General features: G+C 71.9%; 20 protein-coding genes and 1 pseudogene. 13 read left to right on the forward strand and 8 right to left on the reverse strand.

The genetic code is table 11. The annotated features are described in order from the left end of the window. Positions 1–59: 59 nt before the first annotated feature. Both L3i22_RS20615 and L3i22_RS20620 read right to left on the reverse strand, forming a co-directional pair. The gene (locus L3i22_RS20615; protein WP_221328586.1) at positions 60–899 is read right to left on the reverse strand and encodes a hypothetical protein; all 840 of its coding nucleotides are present in this window, start codon (positions 897–899) and stop codon (positions 60–62) included. 45 nt (positions 900–944) lie between these two features. Then, the gene (locus L3i22_RS20620; protein WP_221328587.1) at positions 945–1,994 is read right to left on the reverse strand and encodes a GNAT family N-acetyltransferase; all 1,050 of its coding nucleotides are present in this window, start codon (positions 1,992–1,994) and stop codon (positions 945–947) included. A 132-nt stretch (positions 1,995–2,126) separates the two neighbouring features. Between L3i22_RS20620 and valS the strand changes: the two genes are divergently transcribed. The 4 genes from valS (at position 2,127) to L3i22_RS20640 (ending at position 7,362) form a co-directional block, all read left to right on the forward strand. After that, entirely contained in the window at positions 2,127–4,676 is a 2,550-nt protein-coding gene (gene valS / locus L3i22_RS20625; RefSeq protein ID WP_255658437.1) for a valine--tRNA ligase, read from the forward strand. Positions 4,677–4,814: 138 nt separating this feature from the next. Continuing rightward, complete coding sequence (locus tag L3i22_RS20630) at positions 4,815–4,991, forward strand: hypothetical protein (RefSeq protein WP_221328589.1); 177 nt, start codon at positions 4,815–4,817, stop codon at positions 4,989–4,991. Then, the gene (locus L3i22_RS20635) at positions 4,988–6,211 is read left to right on the forward strand and encodes an MFS transporter (protein WP_221328590.1); all 1,224 of its coding nucleotides are present in this window, start codon (positions 4,988–4,990) and stop codon (positions 6,209–6,211) included. The genes L3i22_RS20630 and L3i22_RS20635 overlap by 4 nt, the downstream gene beginning before the upstream one ends. Then, entirely contained in the window at positions 6,208–7,362 is a 1,155-nt protein-coding gene (locus L3i22_RS20640) for a GNAT family N-acetyltransferase (protein ID WP_221328591.1), read from the forward strand. Before L3i22_RS20635 ends, L3i22_RS20640 begins: the two co-directional genes overlap by 4 nt. A 24-nt stretch (positions 7,363–7,386) precedes the next feature. On the opposite strand, the gene L3i22_RS20645 is transcribed toward L3i22_RS20640, so the two are convergent. The 3 genes from L3i22_RS20645 to L3i22_RS20655 are packed head-to-tail and all read right to left on the reverse strand — an operon-like array spanning position 7,387 to position 9,754. Beyond that, positions 7,387–8,286: a class I SAM-dependent methyltransferase gene (locus tag L3i22_RS20645; RefSeq protein ID WP_221328592.1), complete on the reverse strand. Its 900-nt coding sequence runs from the start codon at positions 8,284–8,286 to the stop codon at positions 7,387–7,389. Continuing rightward, the gene (locus L3i22_RS20650) at positions 8,283–8,966 is read right to left on the reverse strand and encodes a hypothetical protein (protein WP_221328593.1); all 684 of its coding nucleotides are present in this window, start codon (positions 8,964–8,966) and stop codon (positions 8,283–8,285) included. Before L3i22_RS20650 ends, L3i22_RS20645 begins: the two co-directional genes overlap by 4 nt. Next, positions 8,957–9,754: a phytanoyl-CoA dioxygenase family protein gene (locus L3i22_RS20655; protein WP_221328594.1), complete on the reverse strand. Its 798-nt coding sequence runs from the start codon at positions 9,752–9,754 to the stop codon at positions 8,957–8,959. The genes L3i22_RS20650 and L3i22_RS20655 overlap by 10 nt, the downstream gene beginning before the upstream one ends. A gap of 187 nt (positions 9,755–9,941) precedes the next feature. On the opposite strand from L3i22_RS20655, the gene L3i22_RS20660 reads away from it, so the two are divergent. The 5 genes from L3i22_RS20660 to L3i22_RS20680 are packed head-to-tail and all read left to right on the forward strand — an operon-like array spanning position 9,942 to position 15,629. Beyond that, complete coding sequence (locus L3i22_RS20660; RefSeq protein WP_221328595.1) at positions 9,942–10,115, forward strand: hypothetical protein; 174 nt, start codon at positions 9,942–9,944, stop codon at positions 10,113–10,115. A 43-nt stretch (positions 10,116–10,158) separates the two neighbouring features. Further along, on the forward strand, positions 10,159–10,821 hold the full coding sequence (locus tag L3i22_RS20665) for a hypothetical protein (RefSeq protein WP_221328596.1): 663 nt from the start codon (positions 10,159–10,161) through the stop codon (positions 10,819–10,821). A gap of 39 nt (positions 10,822–10,860) precedes the next feature. Then, positions 10,861–13,056, forward strand: a complete 2,196-nt coding sequence (locus L3i22_RS20670; RefSeq protein WP_221328597.1) for a radical SAM protein — start codon at positions 10,861–10,863, stop codon at positions 13,054–13,056. A 16-nt stretch (positions 13,057–13,072) separates the two neighbouring features. Next, the gene (locus tag L3i22_RS20675; protein WP_221328598.1) at positions 13,073–14,707 is read left to right on the forward strand and encodes a B12-binding domain-containing radical SAM protein; all 1,635 of its coding nucleotides are present in this window, start codon (positions 13,073–13,075) and stop codon (positions 14,705–14,707) included. Next, entirely contained in the window at positions 14,694–15,629 is a 936-nt protein-coding gene (locus L3i22_RS20680; protein WP_221328599.1) for an aldo/keto reductase, read from the forward strand. The genes L3i22_RS20675 and L3i22_RS20680 overlap by 14 nt, the downstream gene beginning before the upstream one ends. A gap of 213 nt (positions 15,630–15,842) precedes the next feature. Here the strand turns inward: L3i22_RS20680 and L3i22_RS20685 are convergent, their stop codons facing one another. Next, a complete protein-coding gene (locus tag L3i22_RS20685; protein ID WP_221328600.1) occupies positions 15,843–16,724 on the reverse strand; it encodes a helix-turn-helix transcriptional regulator in 882 nt (293 codons plus the stop codon). Positions 16,725–16,866: 142 nt separating this feature from the next. Between L3i22_RS20685 and L3i22_RS54375 the strand changes: the two are divergent. The 4 genes and pseudogenes from L3i22_RS54375 to L3i22_RS20705 all read left to right on the forward strand — a co-directional run. Continuing rightward, a pseudogene (locus tag L3i22_RS54375) lies at positions 16,867–16,998 on the forward strand (carboxymuconolactone decarboxylase family protein); the annotation flags it as partial. Between the two features lie 10 nt (positions 16,999–17,008). Beyond that, the gene (locus tag L3i22_RS20695) at positions 17,009–17,431 is read left to right on the forward strand and encodes a cupin domain-containing protein (RefSeq protein ID WP_221328601.1); all 423 of its coding nucleotides are present in this window, start codon (positions 17,009–17,011) and stop codon (positions 17,429–17,431) included. A gap of 91 nt (positions 17,432–17,522) precedes the next feature. Then, the gene (locus L3i22_RS20700) at positions 17,523–19,355 is read left to right on the forward strand and encodes a WD40 repeat domain-containing protein (RefSeq protein WP_221328602.1); all 1,833 of its coding nucleotides are present in this window, start codon (positions 17,523–17,525) and stop codon (positions 19,353–19,355) included. A 95-nt stretch (positions 19,356–19,450) separates the two neighbouring features. Continuing rightward, positions 19,451–21,466: a WD40 repeat domain-containing protein gene (locus L3i22_RS20705; RefSeq protein ID WP_221328603.1), complete on the forward strand. Its 2,016-nt coding sequence runs from the start codon at positions 19,451–19,453 to the stop codon at positions 21,464–21,466. Here the strand turns inward: L3i22_RS20705 and L3i22_RS20710 are convergent. After that, positions 21,460–22,368 carry a hypothetical protein gene (locus L3i22_RS20710; RefSeq protein ID WP_221328604.1) on the reverse strand — a complete coding sequence of 303 codons (909 nt, stop codon included), beginning with the start codon at positions 22,366–22,368 and terminating at the stop codon, positions 21,460–21,462. The genes L3i22_RS20705 and L3i22_RS20710 overlap by 7 nt on opposite strands. Before the next feature lie 306 nt (positions 22,369–22,674). Beyond that, entirely contained in the window at positions 22,675–23,925 is a 1,251-nt protein-coding gene (locus L3i22_RS20715; protein ID WP_255658440.1) for a S8 family serine peptidase, read from the reverse strand. Positions 23,926–24,006 lie beyond the last annotated feature (81 nt).

Consider the following 24,006-nt stretch of genomic DNA (forward strand, 5'->3'; position numbering starts at 1 on the left):
GCATTCCACGATCCATCGATGTCGGCAAGTGTGACGCATCCGTCCATATCTATGCGCTGTCAGGTCCAGCGAATCACCGTGCCGGGGTCGGCGAATCCGGTCAGCGCGGCGGCGGTCGCGCGGTAGCCGCCGTGGCGCTCGACGGCGTGCACGTGCCCGCTGTTGAAGACGTACAGATCGCCGGGCCCGGGCGTCAGCCGCAGGGACCGGTGCGAGGCCAGGGATCGCTCCGGATAGGGGCCGCCGTCCAGGGTGGTCCCGAGCCGTGCGCGGGAGGCCTCGTCGGGCCGGATGTTCCACACCCGGAGCCCGCCGCCGTCCCCGTTGGCCAGGCAGAGATTGACCGCGCACACCCGGCCGGCCACCTCGGTGATCTCGAAACCGGCCTGCCCGGGCTCCCGGCACTGGGCCGAGTCCTCGTGCGGGACCAGCGCGAACCGGCCCGATGAGACCCAGGAGCGGACCAGTCCCCGGCACGCCTCGCGCCCGTCGTGGACGGCGGGCCGCACGGTGACCCCGCGGGGCGCGAACCGGTCACCGAGCTCGTCCCAGAACCGGGCCCACGCGTTGCCGGGCAACCCCAGGACCGACTCGACGGCGCCGGCCTCGTCGGCCGCGGATGCCACGTACTCGGCCGGTGGGCGGTGGTAGTGGTAGGTGCCCAGGTACTCGCTGGGGGCCTCCGCGCTGCGCCGGCGGCGGGCCGGGGAGGACCTGAACCGCTCAAGGATCCCGGCCGCCTCGGCGGCGTCGGCGAATCCGCGCAGCGCCGCGCCGAGACGCCTTTGTTCGAGCACGTCGATCACCAGATCGAGGTCGGCAGGGCCGCCTTCCGCGATGGTGAAGAAATGGTCGTCGGCTACCTCGCCGGTCAATGCGGTGACGGCTTCGACTGTCATCGGTATCTCCGTCCGGTGCGGCCGGATGCCTCCGGCGACAGCTGCTCAGAAACGGTGGAAAGCGGCGCTCAGCGGCACCTGTCGAGCGCCGCGCCGCCGTTTGGTGGCGTCGTCGCCCAGCCCGTGGACCAAGGCGGTCACCCCCAGCCCGGGCGCCGCCGCGGCCGGCGCGTAGAACATGGTCTGGAAATGGGCGACCGAGGCGTGCGGGTGGCCGTACCGGGTGCCGGTGAGCACCAGGACGAGTTCGCCGCCGCAGCGCACGAACAGCGCGAACGCCAGCGGCCCGTCCTCCGACTCGGCCACGAACAGCACCGGGCCGTCCGGACCGAAGGTCTCGCGTACCCGCTCGAGCAGCGCCGCCGCCCCGGCCTCGCTCTGCGGGGTGCCGTGCCTGCGGGCGTGCAGCATCAGCAGCTCGACCAGGTGGGGCTCGGTGTCCTGCAGCGGGCGGATCCGCAGTCTGGCCCCGGACTCGGTGAACCGGCGCATCTCGTACCGGGCGATGTTGCGGTGTTTGTAGGGCAGGCCCGCGACGTAGCCTTCCGGGTCGGTCCAGGTCACCTCGATCACGTTGGCGCTGCCCAGTGGCACCGAGCCGAAGCCCGCGGCGGCCAGCCGGTCGGCCAGCAGCGCCGCGCCCGGCCCGAGGTACAGCGCGCTGAGACTGCGCAGCGACTCGGCACGGGCCCAGGCGCACAGGCCGGCGACGAAGTGCTCCACCTCGCTCGGATCGGCCGCGCCCGGGCCGGTCAGCGCGGTCTCGTACTCCGGGGCCAGCAGCACCGCGGCGGGCAGCACGTCGTCCGGGGTCAGCCCCTGCCACGGCGCCGGTGGCCCGGACTCGCCCGGCACCCCGTCGCGCAGCACGAGCAGGGGATCGGCGAACCGGCGCGGGGACGCCTCGGTGAGCCGGGCGCCCACCGACGCCACCACCGGTCGCCCGTCGCGGATCAGCGCGAACGTGTGCAGCGGTCCCGGCAGGCGATCCGGCTCGTAGGACAGCCAGGCCGGGCGCAGGCAGCGGGGCCCGTCCCCGGCCACCGCCGCCCACCAGTCGGGCAGGCCCGGGGTCACCTCGAAGGACGTACTCAATCGCTTCCCCCTCTCGGCCGGACCCGCAGCAGCGTAGCGAGATCCGCCCCCGAGGTGAAGATCCCCATCGATGCATGGATGCGGGATCGGCGGCCGCCCGCGGGTCGCCGCCGGTCCGGTACGCTGGCCCGCATGTCGACGCAACGTCCTATTGTTCCCGATTCGCCAGTTCTCGACGGACTTGAGGCGCGTTGGGGTGCGGTATGGAAGGAACAGGGCACCTACACCTTCGACGGTGACCGCCCGCGCGAGCAGATCTTCGCGATCGACACGCCGCCGCCCACGGTCAGCGGATCGCTGCACATGGGACACGTCTTCTCGTTCACGCACACCGACACGGTCGCCCGCTTCCAGCGCATGCGCGGCAAGTCGGTGTTCTACCCGATCGGGTGGGACGACAACGGCCTGCCCACCGAGCGCCGGGTGCAGAACTACTACGGCGTGCGCTGCGAGCCCGCGCTGCCGTACGTCGCGGACTTCACGCCGCCGGCGACACCGGACCCGAAACGGCCGGTCCCGATCTCCCGGCCCAACTTCATCGAGCTCTGCGAACGCCTCACCGCCATCGACGAGAAGGAGTTCGAGGCCGCGTGGCGCCACCTCGGGCTCTCGGTGGACTGGGACCTGACCTACACCACCATCGACGACGACTCGCGGGCCACCTCGCAGCGGGCCTTCCTGGACAACCTGGCCCGCGGCGAGGCGTTCATGTCCGAGGCGCCGACCCTGTGGGACGTGACGTTCCGGACCGCGGTCGCCCAGGCCGAGTTGGAGGACCGGGACTGGCCCGGGGCGTTCCACCGCATCGCCTTCCAGCGCGCCGACGGCCGGCCGGTGCACATCGAGACCACCCGGCCCGAACTGCTGCCCGCCTGTGTCGCCCTGGTCGCGCACCCCGACGACGAGCGCTACCAGGAGCTGTTCGGCACCACCGTGCGTACCCCGGTCTTCGGGGTGCGGGTGCCGGTCGTCGCGCATCGGCTGGCCGAGCCGGGCAAGGGTTCCGGGATCGCGATGATCTGCACGTTCGGCGACCTCACCGACGTGATCTGGTGGCGCGAGCTCAACCTGCCGACCCGCCCGGTGGTCGGCCGGGACGGCCGGATGGTGGCCGAGGCGCCGACCGGCCTCGATTCGGACGGCCGGGTCGCGTACGCGGAGCTGGCCGGCAAGACCCTGCACAGCGCCCGCGAGCGGGTCGTCGCCCTGCTGCGCGAGGCGGGCGCCCTGGACGGCGAGCCGCGGCCGCTGACCCGGCCGGTCAAGTTCTACGAGCGCGGCGACCGCCCGCTGGAGATCGTCACCACCCGGCAGTGGTACATCCGCAACGGCGGCCGGGACGCCGAGTTGCGCGACCGGTTGCTGGCTCGCGGCCGGGAGCTGCGCTGGCACCCGGAGCACATGCGGGTCCGCTACGAGCACTGGGTCGAGGGGCTCAACGGGGACTGGCTGGTCAGCCGGCAGCGATACTTCGGCGTGCCGATCCCGGTGTGGTACCCGCTGGGCGCCGACGGCGAGCCGCGCTACGACGAGCCGATCGCGCCGGCGCACGCCACGCTGCCGATCGACCCCAGCACGATGACCCCGCCCGGGTACCGCGAGGACCAGCGGGGTGAGCCCGGCGGTTTCATCGGTGACCCGGACGTGATGGACACCTGGGCCACCTCGTCGCTGACCCCGCAGATCGCCGCCGGCCGGCTGCGCGACCCGCAGCTGTTCGCCCGGGTCTTCCCGATGGATCTGCGCCCGCAGGCCCACGAGATCATCCGGACCTGGCTGTTCGCCACCGTGCTGCGCGCCCACCTGGCCCACGGCAGCCTGCCCTGGAGCGACGTGGCGATCTCCGGCTGGATCCTCGATCCCGACCACAAGAAGATGTCCAAGTCCAAGGGCAACGTGGTCACCCCGATGGCCCTGCTGACCGAGTACGGCACCGACGCGGTGCGGTACTGGGCGGCCAAGGGCCGTCCCGGCGCGGACACCGCCTTCGACACCGGCCAGATCAAGGTCGGCCGCCGGCTCAGCGTCAAGATCCTCAACGCCAGCAAGTTCGTCCTGAGCCTGGGCGACGTCGCCGACGACGCGGCGATCACCGAGCCGGTCGACCGGGCCGTGCTGGCCGAGCTGGCCGCCGTGGTGGCGGACGCGACCGCCGGGTTCGAGCAGTTCGAGTACACCACCGCCCTGGAGCGCACCGAGCGGTTCTTCTGGCAGCTCTGCGACGACTACCTGGAACTGGTGAAGTCGCGGGCGTACGCCTCGGGCCCGGCCACCGACTCGGCGCGGGCGGCCCTGCGGCGTGCGCTGTCGGTGCTGCTGCGGCTGTTCGCCCCGTTCCTGCCGTACGTGACCGAGGAGGTCTGGTCGTGGTGGCAGCAGGGGTCGGTGCATCGTGCCCCGTGGCCGGTGGTGGCCGAGCTGGGCCATACCGCCGCCGATGACCCCGCGCTACTGGCCACGGTGGCCGAGGTGCTGCGGGCCGTCCGCAAGGCCAAGTCCACGGCGAAGGTGTCGATGCGCGCCGAGGTCGGCCGGGTGGTGGTGAGCGGACCCGTCGATCGGGCCCGGGTCGCCGCCGCCGACCTGCGCGCGGCCGGTGTCATCGCCGATCTGGTCCTCACGCCGGGCCCGGGTGAGCTGAGCGTCGACGTCTCGCTGGAGCCGGTCGGGTCCGCGAACTGACCGCGTCCGGAGCGAGGTACATCGATCCGCGGCGTGCGCCGGACTGTCCACTAGGGTGGTTCCGGCGCCGCCGCGGCGATGGAAATACACCGGTATTTCCGCTACGGTGAGCCCGGCCCCTGATCGAGCGGAGTAAAAATGCCGCAATCCTCCAGCGAGCCGACCGTCGCGGAACTTCTCGCGGGTCTGCGCTCCGCGGAAGCGCTCCAGAGTCTGCTCACCGAGTACGACCTCACCGAGGACGACGTGCTGGCCCAGGCGCGCCGGCTGTCGCGCGAACTCGCCGAGGCGCTCGACGCTCGAGGCGGCCGGTGAGCGCACCCACGACCGACCGTTCCGCGCTCACCCCGGTCTTCTGGGTCTTCTGGACCGGCACGCTGATCAACCGGGCGGCGACCTTCGCCGGAACGTTCCTGGTGCTGTACCTGACCACCGACCGGGGGATGTCGGCGACCGCCGCCGGTGCGGTGCTCGCCCTGCAGGGCGCCGGGATGGCCTTCTCCAATCTGCTCGGTGGCTGGCTGGCCGACCGCTGGGGCCGCCGATCCACCATGCTCGTCGGTTTGAGCCTGACCGCCGTGATGGTGCTGGCGCTCGCCGAGGTCCGGTCCCCGGTGCTGATCGCGCCCCTGGTCGCGCTCATGGGCCTGGCCGCGGACCTGCACCGCCCCGCCCTGAGCGCGTTCATCGCCGACGCGGTCCCGGAAGGCGACCGGGCGCGCGCCTACAGCCTGCTGCACTGGGCCACCAACCTGGGCATCTCGATCGCCATGGTGGCCGGCGGCCTGCTGGCCGAGGTCGGATACGCCTGGCTGTTCCGGCTGGACGCGCTGGCCACGGTCATCTTCGTCGCGCTGATCTGGCGGCTGGTCCCGGCCGACGCCGCCCAGCCGGCCCCGGTGGCCGCCGAGCACGAACCACCGCCCGGGACGCCCTGGTGGCGGGACCGGTCCATGGTGGTCTTCGCCGCGGTGACCACGCTGATCTTCGTGATCTACTTCCAGGCGTACGCTACCCTGCCGCTCGCGGTGACCGACGCCGGGCACAGCCCGGCCGACTACGGCCTGGTGCTCGCGGTCAACGGCGGCACGGTCGCGGTGCTGCAACCACTTCTGGTGCGCTATCTGGGCCGGCTGCCCCAGCGGCCCGGGCTGGCCGGCGGCTATCTGCTGATCGGGATCGGGTACGGCCTGGTCGCGTTCACCGACAATCTCGCCACCCTGGCCGGCACGGTGTTGCTGTGGAGTCTCGGCGAGATCGTGGTGATCGCCATCGGCTCCGCCTTCGTCGCCGGCCTGGCCCCGGCCGACGCCCGGGGCCGATACATGGGCGCCTACGGGATGTCGATCGCCGCGGCCGGCGCGGTCGCGCCGCTGCTGGGCACCGCGGTGTACGCCTGGAATCAGAATCTGCTCTGGCTCGGGTCCTTCCTGGCCAGCGTCCTGGCGGCGGGGTTGCAGCTGACCGTGCGGCCCCGGCCGGCGGCGGTGGTGCCGGTGGCGATCCGGGAAGAGGGAGAGAAGGGCCGAGGATGAGCATCCGTACCGCCGGACGTATCGCGGAGATCGCCGACGACTGGTCGGCGACCGTCGCGCGGCCCTCACTGCTCACCCTGCCGCCCTGGCTGGCCACCGACGACGAGGGCCGGACCACACCGATCCGGTACGCGGTGACCGGTCCGCCCGGCGCCGGAGCGGGCCTGATCGCGACGTTGACCGAGGCCGGTTCCTTCCCCACCAACGATCCGCTGGCGCTGCTGCTGACCGGGGAGCTGGAAGCCGGACCGGAGCCGGCCGCGCTGACCGCGATCGAGGCGGCCCGGGCCGGGCTGGCCGAGGAGTTGACGGCGGCCGGCTATCCCGCGGTGACCTCGACGCTGCCCGGCGGGTACCTGCCCGGACTGGTCGGCGACCTCACGCCGGCTCGCACCGGCGAGCTGCTGGACACGCTGACCGCAACCGCCCGGGAGTGGGGCTGCCCGGTGGTCTCGGTACTGCACGTGCCGGACGGCAGCCCGCTGACCGCGGAGCTGGAGCGGCGAGGCTTCGTGGGTGCCGCGTTCCTGGCCCAGGCCACGCTGCAGCTGTCCGCCACCGACTTCGACGGTTACCTCGCCGGGCTGCCGAAGCGCCGCCGCAACAAGATCCGCCGGGAGCGGCGGGCGTTCGCCGAGGCCGGGCTGAAAGTGAGCGTCGACGGGATCGGTTCACGCGGTGCGCAGATGGCCGCCCTGCACGCCGATCAGCTCAACCGGTACGGCTACCAGATCACCACCGAGCGGCTGCTCGGCCTGATGGACCGCATCGAGCGCCACCTCGCGCCGTGGTGCCGGATCCTGGTCGCCGAACGCGACGGCGAGCTGGAGGCGTTCGCCCTGGCCTATGAGTACGGTGGCGAGCTGCACCTGAAGATGACCGGCTTCTCCGGGTACGCCCAGGACAACTTCGGCTACTTCGCGATGTCCTACTACGCGCTGATCGACTACGCGTTGCAGGCCGGCTACACCTCCATCGTGTACGGACCGCTGGCGTACCCGGCGAAGGTGTTCCGTGGCTGCACGCTCGCGCCGCGCAGCAGCTACCTGCTGGTGCCCGAGCCGCTGCGCGAGCGGGTCCGGCACCTGGCCGCGCTGATCGACGAGCATCAGCGCGCGGCGTTCGCGGCGATGGGCGCCGGCGACCGCTGAGCCCTCGTCCGGCCGGACCGTGTCTCAGGCCGGCCGGACGATTTCGAAGAGCCAGACCGGGGTACGCCCGCGGCCCTGCTCGTCGAAGTGCACATGGGCCAGTCGCAGCAGGTGGTGCAGCAGCGGGTCGGCGTCCGCGGGTGGGGCGGTCCACTCGATCGCCCCGCGCACCGCGATCTCGGTGACGCCGGTCGAGCGCAGGTGCTGTGCGGTGCTCGGGTTGGCCACCGCGATGCGGGCGGTGCCGCCGGGCCGCAGCACCCGCCGCACCTCGGCCAGCCCGGACGTGCCGCCGCGCTCCTCGGAGACCTGGTAGGCGCCGTGCGAGACGACCAGGTCGACCGAGCAGTCCGGTAACGGCAGCCGGTCGAAGCCACCCTCGTGCAGGACCGCGCCGGGCACCTTCGTGGCGGCGATCGCGAGCAGCGGGCGGCACGGGTCGACCCCGTACAGCCGCGCGGCGTGCCCGTCGAGGTGCGCCAGGACCCGGCCACCGCCGGTGCCCACGTCCAGCACGGTCCGGTCGTGGACGCCGGTGACCGGGAACAGCTCGGCCAGCGGCGGCTGCTGCCGGGCCGAGAACTGCTCGTAGACCTCCGGGCGGCCGTGGTAGGCCATCTCCCAGAAGTAGACGGTGGCCACGGTCAGTTGCGCCTGCCGGATCTGGGCCCGGTCGACGTCCTCGGCGCCGTGCTCGCGCACGGCCGTGGTCAGCTCCGGTGCGGCGTGGCCGAGCACGTGCTCGGCGACCTCCGGTGCGGCCCCGCGCAGTGCCCGGGCCAGCACCCGCGGCGAGATGCCCTGCGCCTGCGGGCGGAAGTACCGGGCGAGGTATTCCGGGCTCAGATGCCGCAGGTCGTCGATCCAGAGCAGGCTGCGGCCGGGGAGCGCCGGAAGGTCGACGGCCTGCCAGAGCGGCGTCACGCGTAGAACCAGAAATGTACGAGGTCGACCGGGACCGCGCTGGTGCGCCGCGCCACCGCCTCGCGCCACCGGCCCCGCAGGTCGAACCAGGAGAACGAGTTGCGGGTCAACGGTATGCGGCGCGGGGTGTTGTCGTGGCCGTACAGCGTCAGCAGCAGGTCCTCGCCGGGATCGGCGGTCAGCGGCAGGTGTGCGGTGAGCACCCGGTCCAGCCGGTTCTGGTGGTGGTCGCCGATGAAGTCGCCGGGGCCGAACCGGCGCAGCACGCACCGGATCTTGCCCAGGTCGTAGCCGGTTCCGGCGCGGGCGAACTCCAGCAGCGCGGCCATCTCGGCGAGGTCGAACGGGCAGCTCGCGTCGAGCCGGGTCTGCCCCGGCCGGTAGGACCAGAACCGGCTGCTGGCGAAGCGGTAGTAGTGCTGCGCCTCCGGGGCCGCCTCGTACTCGGCGCGGGTCACGTGCCGGCCGCGGGTCTCGGCCCAGCCCTCGTCGTCGTCCGGGGTCAGCCCGTACTCCACGGCGTAGTCGTCGTGGCGGGCGGCGTGCGCGGCGAGCCGGTCGATCCGCTCCGCGGTCAGGAAGTCGTCGAGCACCACCAGCAGCCGGTCGTCGTCCAGGAACCTGCGACGGGTCTCGGGCAGGGCCGCGAAGTGCCGCTCGGCGACCAGGGTCACGGCCACAGACCGGAGTAGCTGCTGCCCCGGGCCACCCGGCGGCGGCGGCCCTCGTCGAGCCGACCGGCCCGGTGGATGGTGTCGGTGGTGAAGACGATCATCGAGCCGGCCGGCGCGTGCACCTTGACGCTGTGTGTCGCCAGGAACGGCTTGAAGTGCCCGAAGAGCGTGTAGAACAGGTCGTCGGAAAAATCTTCGAAGACCCTGATGTGTACGGCGTTGAAGTCGCCCGTGCGCAGCCACTCGCTCACCCGGATCTGCGCGCCCTGGTGCTGGGTGCCCGGAATGATCTCGAAGGCGCCGTTGCCGGCGTCGACGTCGTCGAGGTAGATCAGGAACTTCAGCGAGCGGATCTCGTCGAAGTGGTACGAGATGACCTCTTTGCCGGCCAGGTGATCGTCGGTCAGGATGACGTGCCGGTTCAGCGTCGACGGCCGCCCCAGGTACGCGTCGGTCACCGACCGCATGAACGGGTCGTTGAAGACGTCGTGCGCCACCGGCAGACCGGCACGCAGTTCGGCGTTGCCGTACTTGAGGTGCGTGCCGGTGGTGGTCCGGCCGTAGTGGCGGGACAGGTCCTTGCCGGTGTCGGTCAGCTCGTCGGGCTCCGACTGCGCCGCGGCGAACGAGGCCTCGAACTCCGCGGCGAGCGCCGCGGTCCGGGTCGGATCGAGCCAGCCGGGCAGCACGGCGACACCGTGCTCGGTCAGCCTCCGCACCACCGGATCCACCTCGGACCCGGAGACCCGCAGGTCGTCGATGGTCACCCGCGAGCTTGCCGTCGTGGCGCTCATACCACCCCTATGAACAGCAGTTTCCCCGCATTCCAGCGAGCCTTTCCCAAAATTAACACACATTGATCAGCATGCAAGATCCCGTTCCATCCTGTGAATGCGGACAAGTCGTTGATGGATGGTGGGCGCGCTGCTACCTTGGCTCAAGGCTGTGATCACGGCCTATGTCCGAACAGAGGAGAGCGGTATGAAGACCGAACTGGACGTCGACGCCGAGCTGCTGCTCGAGGCGCTCAACGACGCCGACAAGGCCCAGGCCCTGATGGCCGAGCGGGGCTGGACCGAGGAGGACCTGGTGGCGCGCGCCGAGGCCCTCAACAAGTCCCTGGTCGAGTCGATGGCGTCGGTAAACGTCGTCTGACCTGCACAAATCTAGGTTAGTTGACACGGGGAGGGGTGGGCACATGCTGCGGATGACTTCCCTGACGGAAGTGATCACGGTGTTGCGCGATGCCGGCGACAACGACTTCCGGGCCAGGTGTGTGGAAGCGCTGTCTGCCCCGATCGACTGGGCGGCCGCAGTGCGTGACCACCTCGCCGCCGTCACCGACGATTCATTCGCGGACGGCACCAAAAAGATTTTCGTCGAGGGCGTCGAGCCCAAGACCCTGCTTCTGCACGACGAGCCGGACAAATTCCGGATCGTTCTCAACCATTTCGACAAAGCGAGTTTCCTCGCCCATCAGCGCGAGGGACGGATCACGCCGCACTATCACCATTTCGATTTCGCGACCCGGGTCATCGGTGGCAGCTATCACCATTTGCTCTTCGACAACGACGGCGATCTGGCCGCCCCCCGGCTCTCGCTGCGGCACCGCACCAAGGACGACGCCGGGCACGTGTACGTGCTGCCCTGGGACGAGTTCCACTGCGTGCTCGCGCCCGAACCGCAGACGATGTCACTGCAGATCCGTAGCCCGGCCCGATGCCGTCCGAATCGGCGCCCGCTGCGGACAACCACCCGGGACCTGTTGGTCGCACGGGACACCGCACTGGACGCACTGGACGATCTGCCGAGCACCGCCGAGAACGGCCGGGTGCCCGATTTCGCCCGATGCTGGCTGTGATTCGGCCCGCTTTCCGACTTTGTGTACGGGGGACAATTCGTGACGTCCAGCGTGGAAATTGCTCAACCTGTCGTACCGGGTAGCGATCCGGAGATCCGCTCACGGCACGCTTTCCGTCGTTATGCGGGCGAGGTGCTCGGCCTGATCGCCGGGGACGCCACGCTGACCGTGGACGGCCGGGACGTGCATCCGACCGGATTCCGGCTGCGCTCGCACACCGGCGACCGGGAGGTGGACCCGATCCTCGCGCGGCACCCCGCCGGCGGGCTGCTGCAGGCGCAGGTCGCCGCACTGACTGCCGCGACCTTCCCACAGGTCGACGGCGAGATGCGGCCCTCCGCGCGGTGGACCGCGACGGACGGCGCCCACGGCGACTGGGCGGTGCCGGCCGCGCCCCGCCCGGCCGACTTCGCGTTCGGCTATCCGATCCCGCCGGCGCCACCGGTGAGCGCCGACCGGCCCGGCCTGCACGCCGCCGTGCTCGGCGTCCTGCTCGACGTCGTCGAACTGCTGGACGGCGCGAGCGTGCTGCCGGTCGACGGGGTCCGGGCCGGCGACCGGCACGAGCCGCTGCCGGCGGTCGAACCGGAGACCCACCCCGATCTGGGCGGGCGCCTGGAGCTGCCGGGTGGAAAGCTTCAACCGCTGCACACGGTGGCCGCCACCGAGCCGAGCATCGTGGCGCTGGCCCGGCACTGGAGCATCGTGGCCGCGCTGCTGGTGGTGGCGCCGGACCCGATGCGCCTGCCGCTGGCCGACGCGCCGGCGCCGGGCCGGCTGACCGGTTTCGTGCTGCGCGACCTGTCCGAGTGGCAGGTCGAGGCGGAATGCCACCCGTCGGAGATCTACGAGTACCTGGCCCGGGTCTGCAACGTCGCCTGCCAGTTCTGCTACCTGTTCGGCAACCCCGACGACCTCGCGGTCGCCCGGGGCAAGAAGGTCATCGCCGCCGACGAGATGGACACCCGGCTGCGGTACTTCGACCCGGAGGGCAGCCGGACCCTGTTCAAGTCGCAGTGGGAGATCAACGAGTTCCTGGTCGATCCCAAGCTGCCGCAGGTGCTGCGCGCCCTGCGGGCGGTCAGCGATCGCGAGTTCTACTTCATCACCAACGGCAGCCCGCTGCTGCCGCGGGTCATCGACCTGCTCGACGAGGTCCGCCCGGTCACGCTGGTGATCTCCACGAACACGGTCGACGCACCGCTGCGGCAGCAGGTGATGAACGAACGCCGTACCCAGACCGAGACCGCCCTGACCTGTCTGCAACAGCTCTCCGAGCGGCGGATCCCGTTCGGCCTGAGTTTCGTGGCGACCCCCGAGCTGCCGATCGAGCGGCTGGCCGAGGCGCTCGACAAGATCGAGCCGCTGCGGCCGGCGATGGTCCGGGTCAACCTGCCGGGCTTCACCCGCAGCCATCCGTACGCGTTGCCGTTCGACATCACGCAGGCCTGGGAACGTTCCGCGCGCGACATCGCCGACCTGCGCAAGCGGTACCGCACGCCGATCGTGATCATCCCGAGCGCCTTCGAGGCGAACACCCTCTTCGACGATCCGCACGAGCCGCGGATCGCCGGCACCGTGCCCGGCTCGCCCGCCGCGGCCGCCGGGTTCGAGCCCGGCGACGTGGTGGAGAAGATCGGCATGTTCACCATCTCGTCGCGCGCCCAGATCCAGTCGCTGATCATGACGTTGCGCCGGCCGTCCCGGATCGTGGTCCGCCGCGGCGACCAGCGGCTGGAGCTGACCCTCGACCCGGACGCGCCGACCGAGTACCCGTACACCGGCCACCTGATCGGCAAGTACGTGGTGCCCTACGGGGTGGTCGTCGCGCCGTCGCTGAGCATGGGCGACGCCCGGGGGATCGAGGCCGCCGTCGCCGCCACCGGGGCACGCCGGCCCTGGCTGCTCACCTCACCGCTGATGGAGGTGCAGGCCCGCAGCTTCATCGCGCGGTGGTTGCCCGCCCTCGCCGGCGACCTGCACTACACCGTCGTGGCCAACGAGTACCTGGGCGGCAACATCCAGGTCCTCGACATGGCGACGGTCGGCGACATGCACCGGGCGATCCGTGCCGACATCGACCGCAGCGGCACCCGGCCGGACCTGATCCTGCTGCCGGGCACCGGCTTCAACCAGGAGGGCCGCGACATCGCCGGCCGGCACTGGGGCGACCTCGAGCGGGCGCTGCGGGTGCCGGTCCGCCTGCTGGACGTGACCACCCAGTTCCTTTTCTAGAGGGGAGGCTGAATCCATGTCCCTGACGGTTGCCCTGATTCGTCCGCCGGTGAATGTCCTGCACAAGTTCTCCAAGCCGGTGGAATGCCTGGCCCTCGGCTATCTCGGCGCGGCGGTGCGCCACGCGGGACACGAGGCGGTGCTGCTCGACGGGATGATGCACGACTGGTCGGTCCAGGAGTCCGCCGACCGGATCCTCGCCACCGACCCGGACATCGTCGGCTTCACCGTGGTGCTCAACCATCTGCCGCCGCAGGTCGAGCAGATCGCCCTGCTGCTGCGCGAGGCCGGGTTCACCGGCCCGGTACTGGTCGGCGGCCACGCGGTGTCGTTCTTCCCGGAGCGGGTGCTCGCCGCGACCCGGGCGGTCGACGGGGTCGTCTGCGGCGAGGGCGAGGTGCCGATGCAGGACGTGGTCGTGGCCGTCGCCGCCGGCCGCCGCTGGCAGGAGGCCCCGGGCGTGGTCTCCCGCGACGGCGACGGGTTCCGCCGCAACGGCGTACGGCGCCTGGCCGATCTTGAATTGCTGGCCCATCCGGCGCGGGACCTGACCGCGGACATCATCGACAACGACGGCCTGGCGGCGATGGCGACCAGCCGTGGCTGCTACGCCCGGTGCACGTTCTGCAGCATCCCGCGCTTCTACGGCCTGGAGCGCGGCGGCAAGGGCCTGGCCTCCGGGGACTGGCTCGGCCGCGACCCGGCCGGGATGGTCGCCGAGGTGCTCGACCTGCACGAGCGTTTCGGGCTGCTCGAACTGCTCATCGTCGACGACGAGTTCTTCGGCGGCCACGCGGCGGGGCTGGAGCGCGCGCTGCGGTTCGCCGACCTGCTGGCCGACGCCGGCTCCCCGGTCGGGCTGGCGATGTCGTTCCGGGCCGAGAACGCCGACCCCGAGGTGCTGTCCCGGCTGTACGCGGGCGGCCTGCGGCACTGCTTCATCGGCCTGGAGTCCGGCCTGGACAGCGACCTCAAGCTCTACGGCAAGGCGCACTCCGCCCAGCAGAACAGCCGTGCCGTGCAGGTGGTCAAGGAACTGGGCATGTCCTTCCAGCCCGGTTTCATGATGTTCAACTACGACTCCACGGTCGACCAGCTACGCCGCAACATGGACTTCCTGCGCGAGATCGGCGAGTGCAAGCCGGTCACCGTGAACAGCGCGGTCGATCCGCACTTCGGCACGCCACTGCTGCGGGTGATGAAGCGGGAGAACGTGGTGACCGATCACGGCACCTCGATGACCATGCGCTTCAAGGACCCGCGGGTCGCGGTGGCCAAGGACATCGCGCAGGAGGCGGCGACCGGATTCCAGGAGTTCATGAACGTCATCGCCGGTGTCCAGTCGGCCATCACCTACGAGTGGCGCCGCCCGATGCCGCACCGCACCCCCGAGGTGCGCCGGGTCGTCGACACCTTCGAGAACCGGGTGAACGACAGCTTCGTGGCGATCGTCGAACAGGCCCTGCAGCAGCTGGCCGGCCCGGCCGATCCGGCCGAGGTGGTCCTGTCCGCCCGCGAGCACCTGGCCAAGGTGCACGGGCAGCTCTCGGTGGCCCGCTCGCTGCTGATGCTCTTCCTGCAGCAGAAGGAGGGCGGCGTCGCCTATCAGACCCAGCGGGACCTGATGGCGGCCCGGCTTGCCTCCGCCTGACGGCCCGCGCCCCTGGGCGGACCGGGTGGTGCTGGGCACGTGGGGCCTCAGCGGTCCGGTACCGACGGCGGCCGGGCCGGGCGGCTATCCCGGCCTGCGAGCTGCCGAGACGGACGCGGTGCTCGACGCGGCCTGGGCGGCCGGGGTCCGCTGGATCGACACCGCCGGGGCGTACGGCGCGGGCGAGGGCCTGCGCCGGGTCGCGGACTGGGAGCGCCGGCGCGCCCGGCGATGGCGCGTGGTGGTCAAGCCCGGCCGGCCGGGCGGTGCCGACGGCCCGCGCAGCGAACTCGACCCGGACGGCATCCGTGCCGAGCTCGCCGGGCAGCCGGTGCACGCGCCGGCGGCCGTGCTGATCAAGGACCCGCCGGAGGCCGCCATCCGCGACGGCACGGTACGGCGGCTGCTCGGCACGCTGCGGGCCGACGGGCACCGGCTGGTCGGCGTGGCCACCCACCGGCTGGACCTGGTCGCCGAACTCGGCGAACCCCCGCCCGGCGGGGGTGTGCTGCAACTGGAGTTCAATCTGCTCAACCGGGTGACCGCGGTCCCCGCCGCCCGGCTGGCCGCCGCCGCGGGCTGGGCGGTCTGGGGCATGCAGCCGCTGGCGTACGGCTTCCTCGGCGGACGGCACGGCGCGGGCACCACCTTCGCCGCCGACGACTGGCGGGTGCGGATTCCGCCGGCCGCCCGGGCGGCGTTCGAGGCCGGCGCCCGCAGCCTGGGCTCATGGCTGCCGCCCGGCGCCCGGCGACACCCACTGGCCGAGGCCGCCCTGGCCTGGTGCCTCGCCCATCCGGCGCTGTCGCGCACCGTGGTCGGTCCCCGGTCGGCCGAGCAGCTCGGTTCCCTGGACGGGGCCTGGGAACTGGCCACCGACCCGGACTTCGCACGACTCACCGCGCTGCAGCCGGCCGTCTAGTGGTCTCTCCCTGCCGCTACGCCGGCCAAGTAGATCCCGGCGGGGACGGTAGATCTGTCGCCGGATATCGACTGTCAACGTGTGATGCCAGGACGTCCCAGGTGGTGCGTGGAAACGCTGCGCAGTCAGCACCGCGGGCGCATAACTGCCCAGGCGAAGCTCGTCCGCAGCGCTTCGACCAGGGTGTTCTTCGCGTGTGCGCGAAGACTCCGATCACTCGGAGGGCAGCTGACCGGCGGATTCGTGACGCTCGGCGGTGGCCGCCCAACTGGCCAGCAGGCGTAGCTTGTCGGCGGCGGGGGTGCCGGGCTCGGCGCTGTAGGCGGTCAGCGTGAGCCCCGGATCGGCCGGCATCGGCATCGCCTCGAAGCCCAGGTCGAGGCGTCCGACCGCCGGGTGCCGGAACTGTTTGACGCCGGTGTGGTGCAGGCGCACATCGTGGGCGCCCCACCGGATGCGGAAGTCGTCACTGCGAGTGGCAAGCTCACCCACAAGATCGGTCAAACCCTTGTCGTACGGATCCCGGCCCGCCTCGGTGCGCAGCAACGCCACGGTGGTGTCCGCCGCCTCCTCCCAGCCCGGATAGAACTGCTCGGCGCGCGCATCCAGGAAGCAGAACCGGGCCAGGTTGACCGGCCGGGCGGTGCTCTCGAACGCGGGGGAGTAGAGCGCCCGGCCGAGCCGGTTGACCGCCAGGATGTCCAGGCGGCCGTTGCGGACGAACGCGGGGGCGTCGGTCATCGCCTCGAGCAGGTGCCGGGTGCCGGGCCGGACCTGCTGCTTGACGGTGCGGCGGCGCGCGTTCGATCCGGTGCTCGCGGCGCGGGCCAGGTCGTACAGGTGGGAGCGCTCGGCCTCGTCGAGCCTGAGGGCCCGGCACAGCGCGTCCAGGACGCTGTCGGAGACGCCGGACAGGTTGCCGCGTTCCAGCCGGGTGTAGTAGTCGGGGCTGACGCCGGCCAGCATCGCCACCTCGGCCCGGCGCAGCCCGGCGACGCGGCGGCTGCCGCCGAAGTTCGGCAGGCCGGCGTCGGCGGGCGTGATCCTGGCCCGCCGGCTGGCCAGGAACTCGCGGATGTCGTCCCGGTTGTCCACGACAACCACGGTAGGACCTCGGCGGACCCGCAAGGGGGTCCTGTCATTACCTGCTTCGCCAGGCCCTCCCGCCGGCCTGACCGGCCCGCTTTCATGGGTGAGGTGAACCCCTCCAACGAACACCGAGCAGCTCACCTTCCACCTCGCCTTCGCCGAGCGCAACGGCCTGACCGAGACCGAGCTCAAGGCCGCGATCACCCACCTGGCCTTCTACGCCGGCTGGCCCAAGGCGATGTCCGCGATGGGCGTCGCCAAGCAGGTATTCGAGTCCTAGGAGAAAACTCATGCAGCTCAAGCACGTCAACGCCACGGTCAGGACGCCGGCGTCCGCGTTCACCGGCGCCGTCTACATGACGCCGATCGTCAGCGGCACCGGGCCGTCGCGGATGACCGTCGCCCTGGTCCGGTTCACCCCCGGCGCCCGGACGAACTGGCACTCGCACGCCGTCGGTCAGACCCTGCACGTCACCGAGGGTGTCGCCCTGGTCGGCACCCGCGACGGCCAGGTCGTCCGGGCCCGCGCCGGCGACACCGTGCTCTGCCTGCCCGGCGAGGAGCACTGGCACGGCGGCACCGAGGACACCTTCATGAGCCACCTGGCGATGCTCGAGGCCGAGCCGGACGGCGGCGACCCGACCACCTGGCTCGAGCCGGTCACCGACGAGCACTACCAGACCGCGAACCAGACGACAACGGATCCTTCCTGACACTTCTGCCGGGCTGCCGTCGGCGGTGCACGGCCACCGGCGGCGTTCCTGCTCGTCCGACGCGATGGCCGAGCCGATCTAGTGTTGATCCATGGCCACCGCGCATGACCGGGTCACCGCCTCCGGCTCGATCGAGCGGCTGGCGTTCTCGCCGGACGGGACGCTGCTGGCGGCGGCCCGCGAATACGCCGTCGAGCTGCGCGACGGGACGACCGGCCGACCGTTGCGCGTCCTGGCCGGTCACACCGCCGAGGTGCAGGGCGTGGCCTTCGCACCCGACGGCAAGCGACTGGCCTCCGCCTGCTGGGACGACACCGTACGGATCTGGGACGTGTCGACCGGAACGGCCGGCCGGGTGCTCGCCGTCGACACCCCGGCCGCGGTGCGGTTCAGCCCCGACGGCGCCCGGCTGGGCGTGGCCGGCCGGCCGGGCCTGTTCGTGTTCGACGCGGTCCCGGGCGTCACCGCCGGCGAGAGCAGGGTGCTGTCGCCGGACACCAAGTTCGACTCGGTGGCGTTCTCACCCGACGGCAGCCTGATCGCTGCGCTCGAACACGACGGCCGATGCCACGTCTTCGACGCGGCCACCGGCGCGCTCCGGCTCCACCTGCCCGGGCCGGGCGAGAGCGCGTGGCGCCGGCTGCGCAACCGGGCCTGGAGCCGCCGGCTCGCGGAGGCGGACTTCACCGGCGAAGGCTCCGAACTGGCGACCGTGGGCCGCGACGGCGCGATCCGGGTGTGGGACGCGGCCACCGGCGAGCTGCGCACCTCCGCCCCACCGCTGCCGAGGCCGGACCGGCCGGTCGAGGTCGCGATCGTGCTACCGGATCCGGTTCGGGTGGTGGCCGCGCCCAGCGAGGTGGTCGACTCGCTGGCCGTCCGGGCGGCCGCGACCGGCGCCGTCGTGGCGGAGCTGCACGTCAACGGCCTGCCGACGTCGTTTGCCGTCGCGCTCGGCGGGCGGCGGATCGCGGTCGGCACGAGCGAGGGCGACCTGCATCTGTGGGCCGAGCCGGGCGGCGCGGCCGTCACCGTTGCCGACAAGGCGTACAACCCGCTGTGGGACGTGTCCTTCTCGCCGGACGGACGGCTGCTGGCCACCGTCGACAACAACGGCGACGCGCTGCTGTGGGAGGTGGCCACCGGCCAGGTCCGCAAACGCTTCAAGGGCAAGCCGCACCGGCAGGTCGCCGTCGCGTTCACCCCCGAGGGTCTCGGCGTCGCGCTGGCCGGACCGCGCCACGCGCCGCAGATCCGCGACCTCGACGGCCGTCAGGTCCGGCTGACCCTGGATCGCCCGGCCGGCAAGACGAAGGCGCTGGCGCTCTCACCCGACGGACGGCGGCTGGTCACCGTCGACAAGGACCGTCGCGTACGCCTGTGGGAGGTCAGCGACGGCACGCTGCGGCACGAGGTCGAGGCCGTCGCCGATCGCGCGGTGTTCGCCCCGGACGGCGAGACGATCGCGCTGGTCGGCTCGCACGACGTGACGATGTGGCACCCGGCCTCCGGCGGTCTGAGCCCGGCGTTCCCGGACGGCGAGGGTGGTAGCCGGTTGCGGGAGGCGATCGCTTTCTCCCCCGACGGGCGCCTCGCCGCCGCGCCGGCCGACCTGGACAAGGTCCTGATCTGGGACCTCGGCACGGCCGAAGTGGTGCGCACCCTGTCCGGCGTGGACTCGGGGTGCGCGGTCGCCTTCTCCTGGTTCGGTGGCCTGCTCGCCGTCGCCCCGTTCGACGGCGCGCCCCTGGTCTACGACGTGGCGACCGGCACCCGGCGGCACGAGCTGATCGGCCACCTCGCCGGAGTCGCCGCGCTCGCCTTCGGCCCGGACGGCACCACCCTGGTCACCGCCTCCACCGACGGTGCCGCCCGGATCTGGGACACCGACACCGGTGCACTGCTCTCGACATTCGTCCGGTGAGTCACCGTCAGCCGCCGGCCTCGCCGTGGTGCGGCCGAGCAGCTTGAAGATCGTGGGTAGCCTGGCGGGCGGCTCTGATCGGAAAGGCGGCCGGCATGGCTGATGCGGAGATCGAACGCTCTGATGTCATTCGCGTACGCCTGGCGTGGGAGCGGCCCGGGCGCAGGCTGCCGCTGAGCGGCACGCTCGCCGCCGCCGCCGAGGTGGCGGTCGCCGTCCCGGTCGGTGCCGGTCGTACGCTGCTGGCGGTCGCCGATGATCGGGACGGTCCGCCCGCGGTCGTGTCGCTGTGGGACCCGGCGACCGCCGAGCAGGTCGGCGGGCCGCTGACCTATCCGGCGGAGGCCGTCGAGGCGATGATCGCGCTGCCGGCGCCGGACGGCACGGCCCTGCTGGCGGTCGCCTACCAGGACGTCGACGGTTCGCTGGTGCAGGTGTGGGATCCGGTGGCGGGGGAGCGGGTCGGCGAGCCGCTGCCCGGCCCGTACGACGGGTCCGGCCTGGCCGCCGTGCCGGTGCCGGGCGGCCGTCACCTGCTGGCCGTCATCGACGAGTCCAACGGCGCGCTGCGACTGTGGGATCCGGTCACCGGCGAGCCGAGGCTCGGTCCACTCGGCGCCGGCTCGGTGCCGAAGAAGCTGGACGCCTGGGCCGTCACGGCCATGATCACGCCGGACGGCCGCTCGCTGCTGTTGACCCTGCACGGCGACGACAAGGAGGCCGTGGTCCGGTCGTGGGATCCGGTGAGTGGGCAGGAGCTGCGCCCGTTGCTGCGGACCCGGCACGACGAGGCCAACCCGTACCGGATGGCGGTGTTGCCGCTACCGGACGGCCGCCTCGTCCTGGCCCTGTCACGTGGCCACGAGGACGACGGTTTCGTGGTGCGGTTGTGGGACACCGCGACCGGCGACATGATCGGCGATCCCCTGCGGGGCGACGGCCTGATGCCGGTGCCGGCGGCCGACGGCACGGTCCCGCTGCTGGCGGTCGGCGACGGGCTGTGGGATCCGGGCTCGGGCCGGCGGGTCGGTGACGCCGGCACGAACGGCGTGCCGGCGCCCATCGCGGCGGTGCCGTCCCCGGACGGCCCGACCCTGCTGGCCGGTCCCGGACCGGACGGCAGGCTCTGGCTGTGGGATCCCGCCGCGGTACGGCCGCTGCCGGCCGGTGAACGCGTCGGCCCGGTCGCCTTGCTGACGCCGGTGACGCTGCCCGGCGGCCGCACGCTGCTGGCCACGTGCGGCACCTCCGAGTTCGGCGGTCCGGTGGACGAGGCCGTCCGGTTCTGGGACGCGCTCACCGGTGAGCCGGTCGCGCCGACGCTGACCGGCCATGCCAGGGGCGTCAGCGCGATGGCGTCGGCGCCGTTGCCCGACGGGCGGGTGGTCGTGGTGACGTGTGACGCGGCCGGCACCATCCGTTCCTGGGACCCGGTGACCGGGCAGCTTCTCGTCGCGACGCCGACCGCCCGCGCGAACGCGATCCGCTCGATGACGGCGATCGGCCTGCCGGACGGGCGGACACTGCTGGCCACCGGCAACGACATGAACGTCCTGCGGCTGCGCGACCCGGCGACCGGAGGCAGCGCCGGCGACATGTTCACCCGGCTCGACCGGCCTCGGCTGCGGGCTCTCGCCGCGGTGCCCATGCCCGACGGCCGGGTATTGCTGGCCGCCGGCAACGCCACCCCGGCGCGCGGCGGAAGCTGGGCGCCACGGCTGTGGGATCCGGCGACCGGCCTGCCGGTCGGTGAGCCGTTCGGGGCGGACATCCGGGTGTGGTCGCTGGCGGCGACGCCGGCCGGCCACGACCGGGTGCTGCTGGCCGTCGCAACCGAGACCGGCACGGTCCAGGTCCACGACGTCATCGGCCGCGAGGTGCTCGGCGAGCTCGCCGGAAAGCACCCGTGCCTGCTCACCGGGTCCGACGGTCGGCCGGTGCTGGCCGTCGGACGCCGCGACGAGGTCCAGTTCTGGGATCCGATCGGCTGGCGCCACCTGACCTCCGTCCGGATGGCAACCGAGGTCAAGGCGCTGGCCGCGGCGGGCTCCCGGCTGGCCGTCGGTTGTGCGCACGGCCTGGCCGTCCTCGACCTGGGCGAGCCCTACTGAAAAGCCGAATAGTAGGGATCCGTGGGCGGCCGGTCGCCGGTGACCGGCGCCGATGGGGGCAGTGACACCGCGACCTCCTGCCCCCACGGCATCCGCAGCACCGCGACGTCGGCCGCCGTGAACCCGACGGCATCCTCGGTGTCCCAATCCATGTACTCGTGGGGGTAGGCGGACACCGGCATCTCGACGCCGACGTCGACCCAGTGCAGTTCCTGGTCGGGTAACCGCAGCGCGCGCAGCCTCGCCCAGTCGAGCGTGACCCGGGCGCCGGACCGCTTGTCGAACAGGTCGGTGAAGTGCCGGCCGGTGCCGCGCACCCGGTAGCCGTCCGCGACGAACCCGACGAGCCAGCGGCTGTCCGGCGAGAACACCGGCGGATGCCCGTCGCCCGGCAGCGCGGGCAACCCACCGATGTGCCGGAACTCGGGCCGCACCTCGAACAGCTCGAAGCCGTGCGTGTCGTGCGGGTAGTGCCGGTCGTGGCCCGAATCGATGAACAGTGCCACGTAGCGTTCGTCGGGGGAGACCACGAACGCGTACTCATCGACCGGGATGCTCGGCGCGAACGGCGCCACCTGGTCGGGCGCGCCCGGCGTGACCAGCGTGAGCGCGGACTCGCCGGCACGCCACTCGACGACGCCGGCACCGGCGTGAGCGGTGGGCGGCGGTGGCGGGGCGTTGCACTCGGCCACGATCTCGTCGAGCAGCCGCCCCCGGCCGTCGACGTCCTCGTCGGTCCAGCTGTGCCTCGCGGGGCAGAACCAGTCCGGCTGCCCCGGCTCGATCATGCAGCCGCCGAGGCTGACGCGGCCGGCCTTGGCGGCGTCGGCCAACGCGGGACCGGGCAAACCGTAGACGAGCATCGTGCCGGGCTCACCGCACTCCGGGCAGTTTTCGATCATATGTTCAGCTCCTCGCGCCGTGTCCGAGGTTAGGCCACGTCGGCCAACACCCGCCGTGGCGAGGTAATTCGTGCCCGACGTCCCTCTCGCGAGCCGGCCGGCCACTTAGTTGTCGCGCCCCAGATCCGACACCACCCCACACAGGCACTGGCGCGCCGGGCGCCGCGGCTCCGCCTGACGAAACCGCGGCCCGATCGAGCTGTGCAACCGGTTCAACTCACCAGGCAACCGGTCAACGCCAACATCCATCGCGGACAGCCCCACGAACATGGACGGAAGCCAATTCGCCCCACTGCTGCTTCAGTGTCAGCCCGCCGTCAGTGGCCGGTGTATCGGTCTCGGCCGCTTGAAGGCCAACGCTCCGTGCGGGGTGCCGAGGCCGGTCGGCCCGTCCCAGCCGGTGCCTGCGTCGCAGATCGGCGTGCCGCAGCTGCCGTTGCTGCCCGAGGTCACGTCGTTCAACCCGTGCTGGTGCGCGTACGGGTACGAGGCCGGGTAATCCAACCTGCCCGGCGTGCCGGCAAGAGCGTAAACACCCGCGATGATCGGTGCCGCGGCGCTGGTGCCGCCGCCGATCCACCAGCCGGACTCGCCGTACGTCTGGTAGACCGCGACCCCGTTCATGGGGTCGGCAACTGCGGAAACGTCCGCTGCGGCCCGCCCTGCGCAGCCGGTTGTGACGGCCTGCCAAGGCGGCTTTGCTTCGTAGGCGGAGCAGCCCGATTCAGCAATCATCCAGGCGCTCTCGGTCCATCCGCGCCTCGTTGACGGGGACGGGTTCAGCGACGTGCCGCCGACGGCTGTCACGTACGGCGAGGTGGCCGGGTACTGGGCTGCCCCGAAACCGTCCCCGGTACTCACGGTGATGGCCACGCCTGGGTGGTCGAGGTAACTGTCGTAACTCGTCTCGCCGCTGAACTCGGGGCTTCCCCAGGAGTTCGAGACGAACTTGGCGCCCAGTGACACCGCGGTGTTGATGGCACCGAACATGTCGGCGTATTCCGGTGAGTCGGCCTCGACGAGCAGGATATGGCATTTCGGGCAGACCGCCGACACCATGTCGAGGTCGAGCGAGATCTCGGCGGCCCAGAAGCTGTCAGCGATCGGCAACGGGCTGGTTTGGCCTCTCCCGTTCACCTTTTTGAAGCAGCGGTTGGCGGTTGTGCAGGGCGGTAGGCCGTACTGCGAGCGGTAGGTGGCCAGATCGGACTCGGCGTTCGGGTTGTCATATGCGTCTACGACCGCGACGGTGGCGCCGCGACCGCCCGAGGGCAGGGAGTAGGCGCTTTTCAGGTCCGAAGGGCCAAGGCCGGGTGGGGTCGCCCCGGCCTTGAGCGTCCGAACCGACTTCAGGTCGGTGCGGCGCAGCGCGAAGCACTGCACCAGACCGGGCGTGTTGACTGCGGCGCACGCGGGCGCGACTGTCGGGGTCGCTGCTTGTGCGGGCAGCGCTGTGGCGGTCACTGTGCCGGCGGCGACGGTGAGCGCCGCCAGTGCAGCAACGAGTTGCTTCATCAAACGTGACTCCCGGCTGTTGCGTTGCTTCGGCAATGCCACAGCCCTGAGGCAACCCGAAGCGGCGGCTGAAGGATGCGGGAACAGTCAACACGACGATGAAAGTCGATGGAAGGGTGATTC

The organism is Actinoplanes sp. L3-i22 (assembly GCF_019704555.1).
Lineage (GTDB): Bacteria > Actinomycetota > Actinomycetes > Mycobacteriales > Micromonosporaceae > Actinoplanes.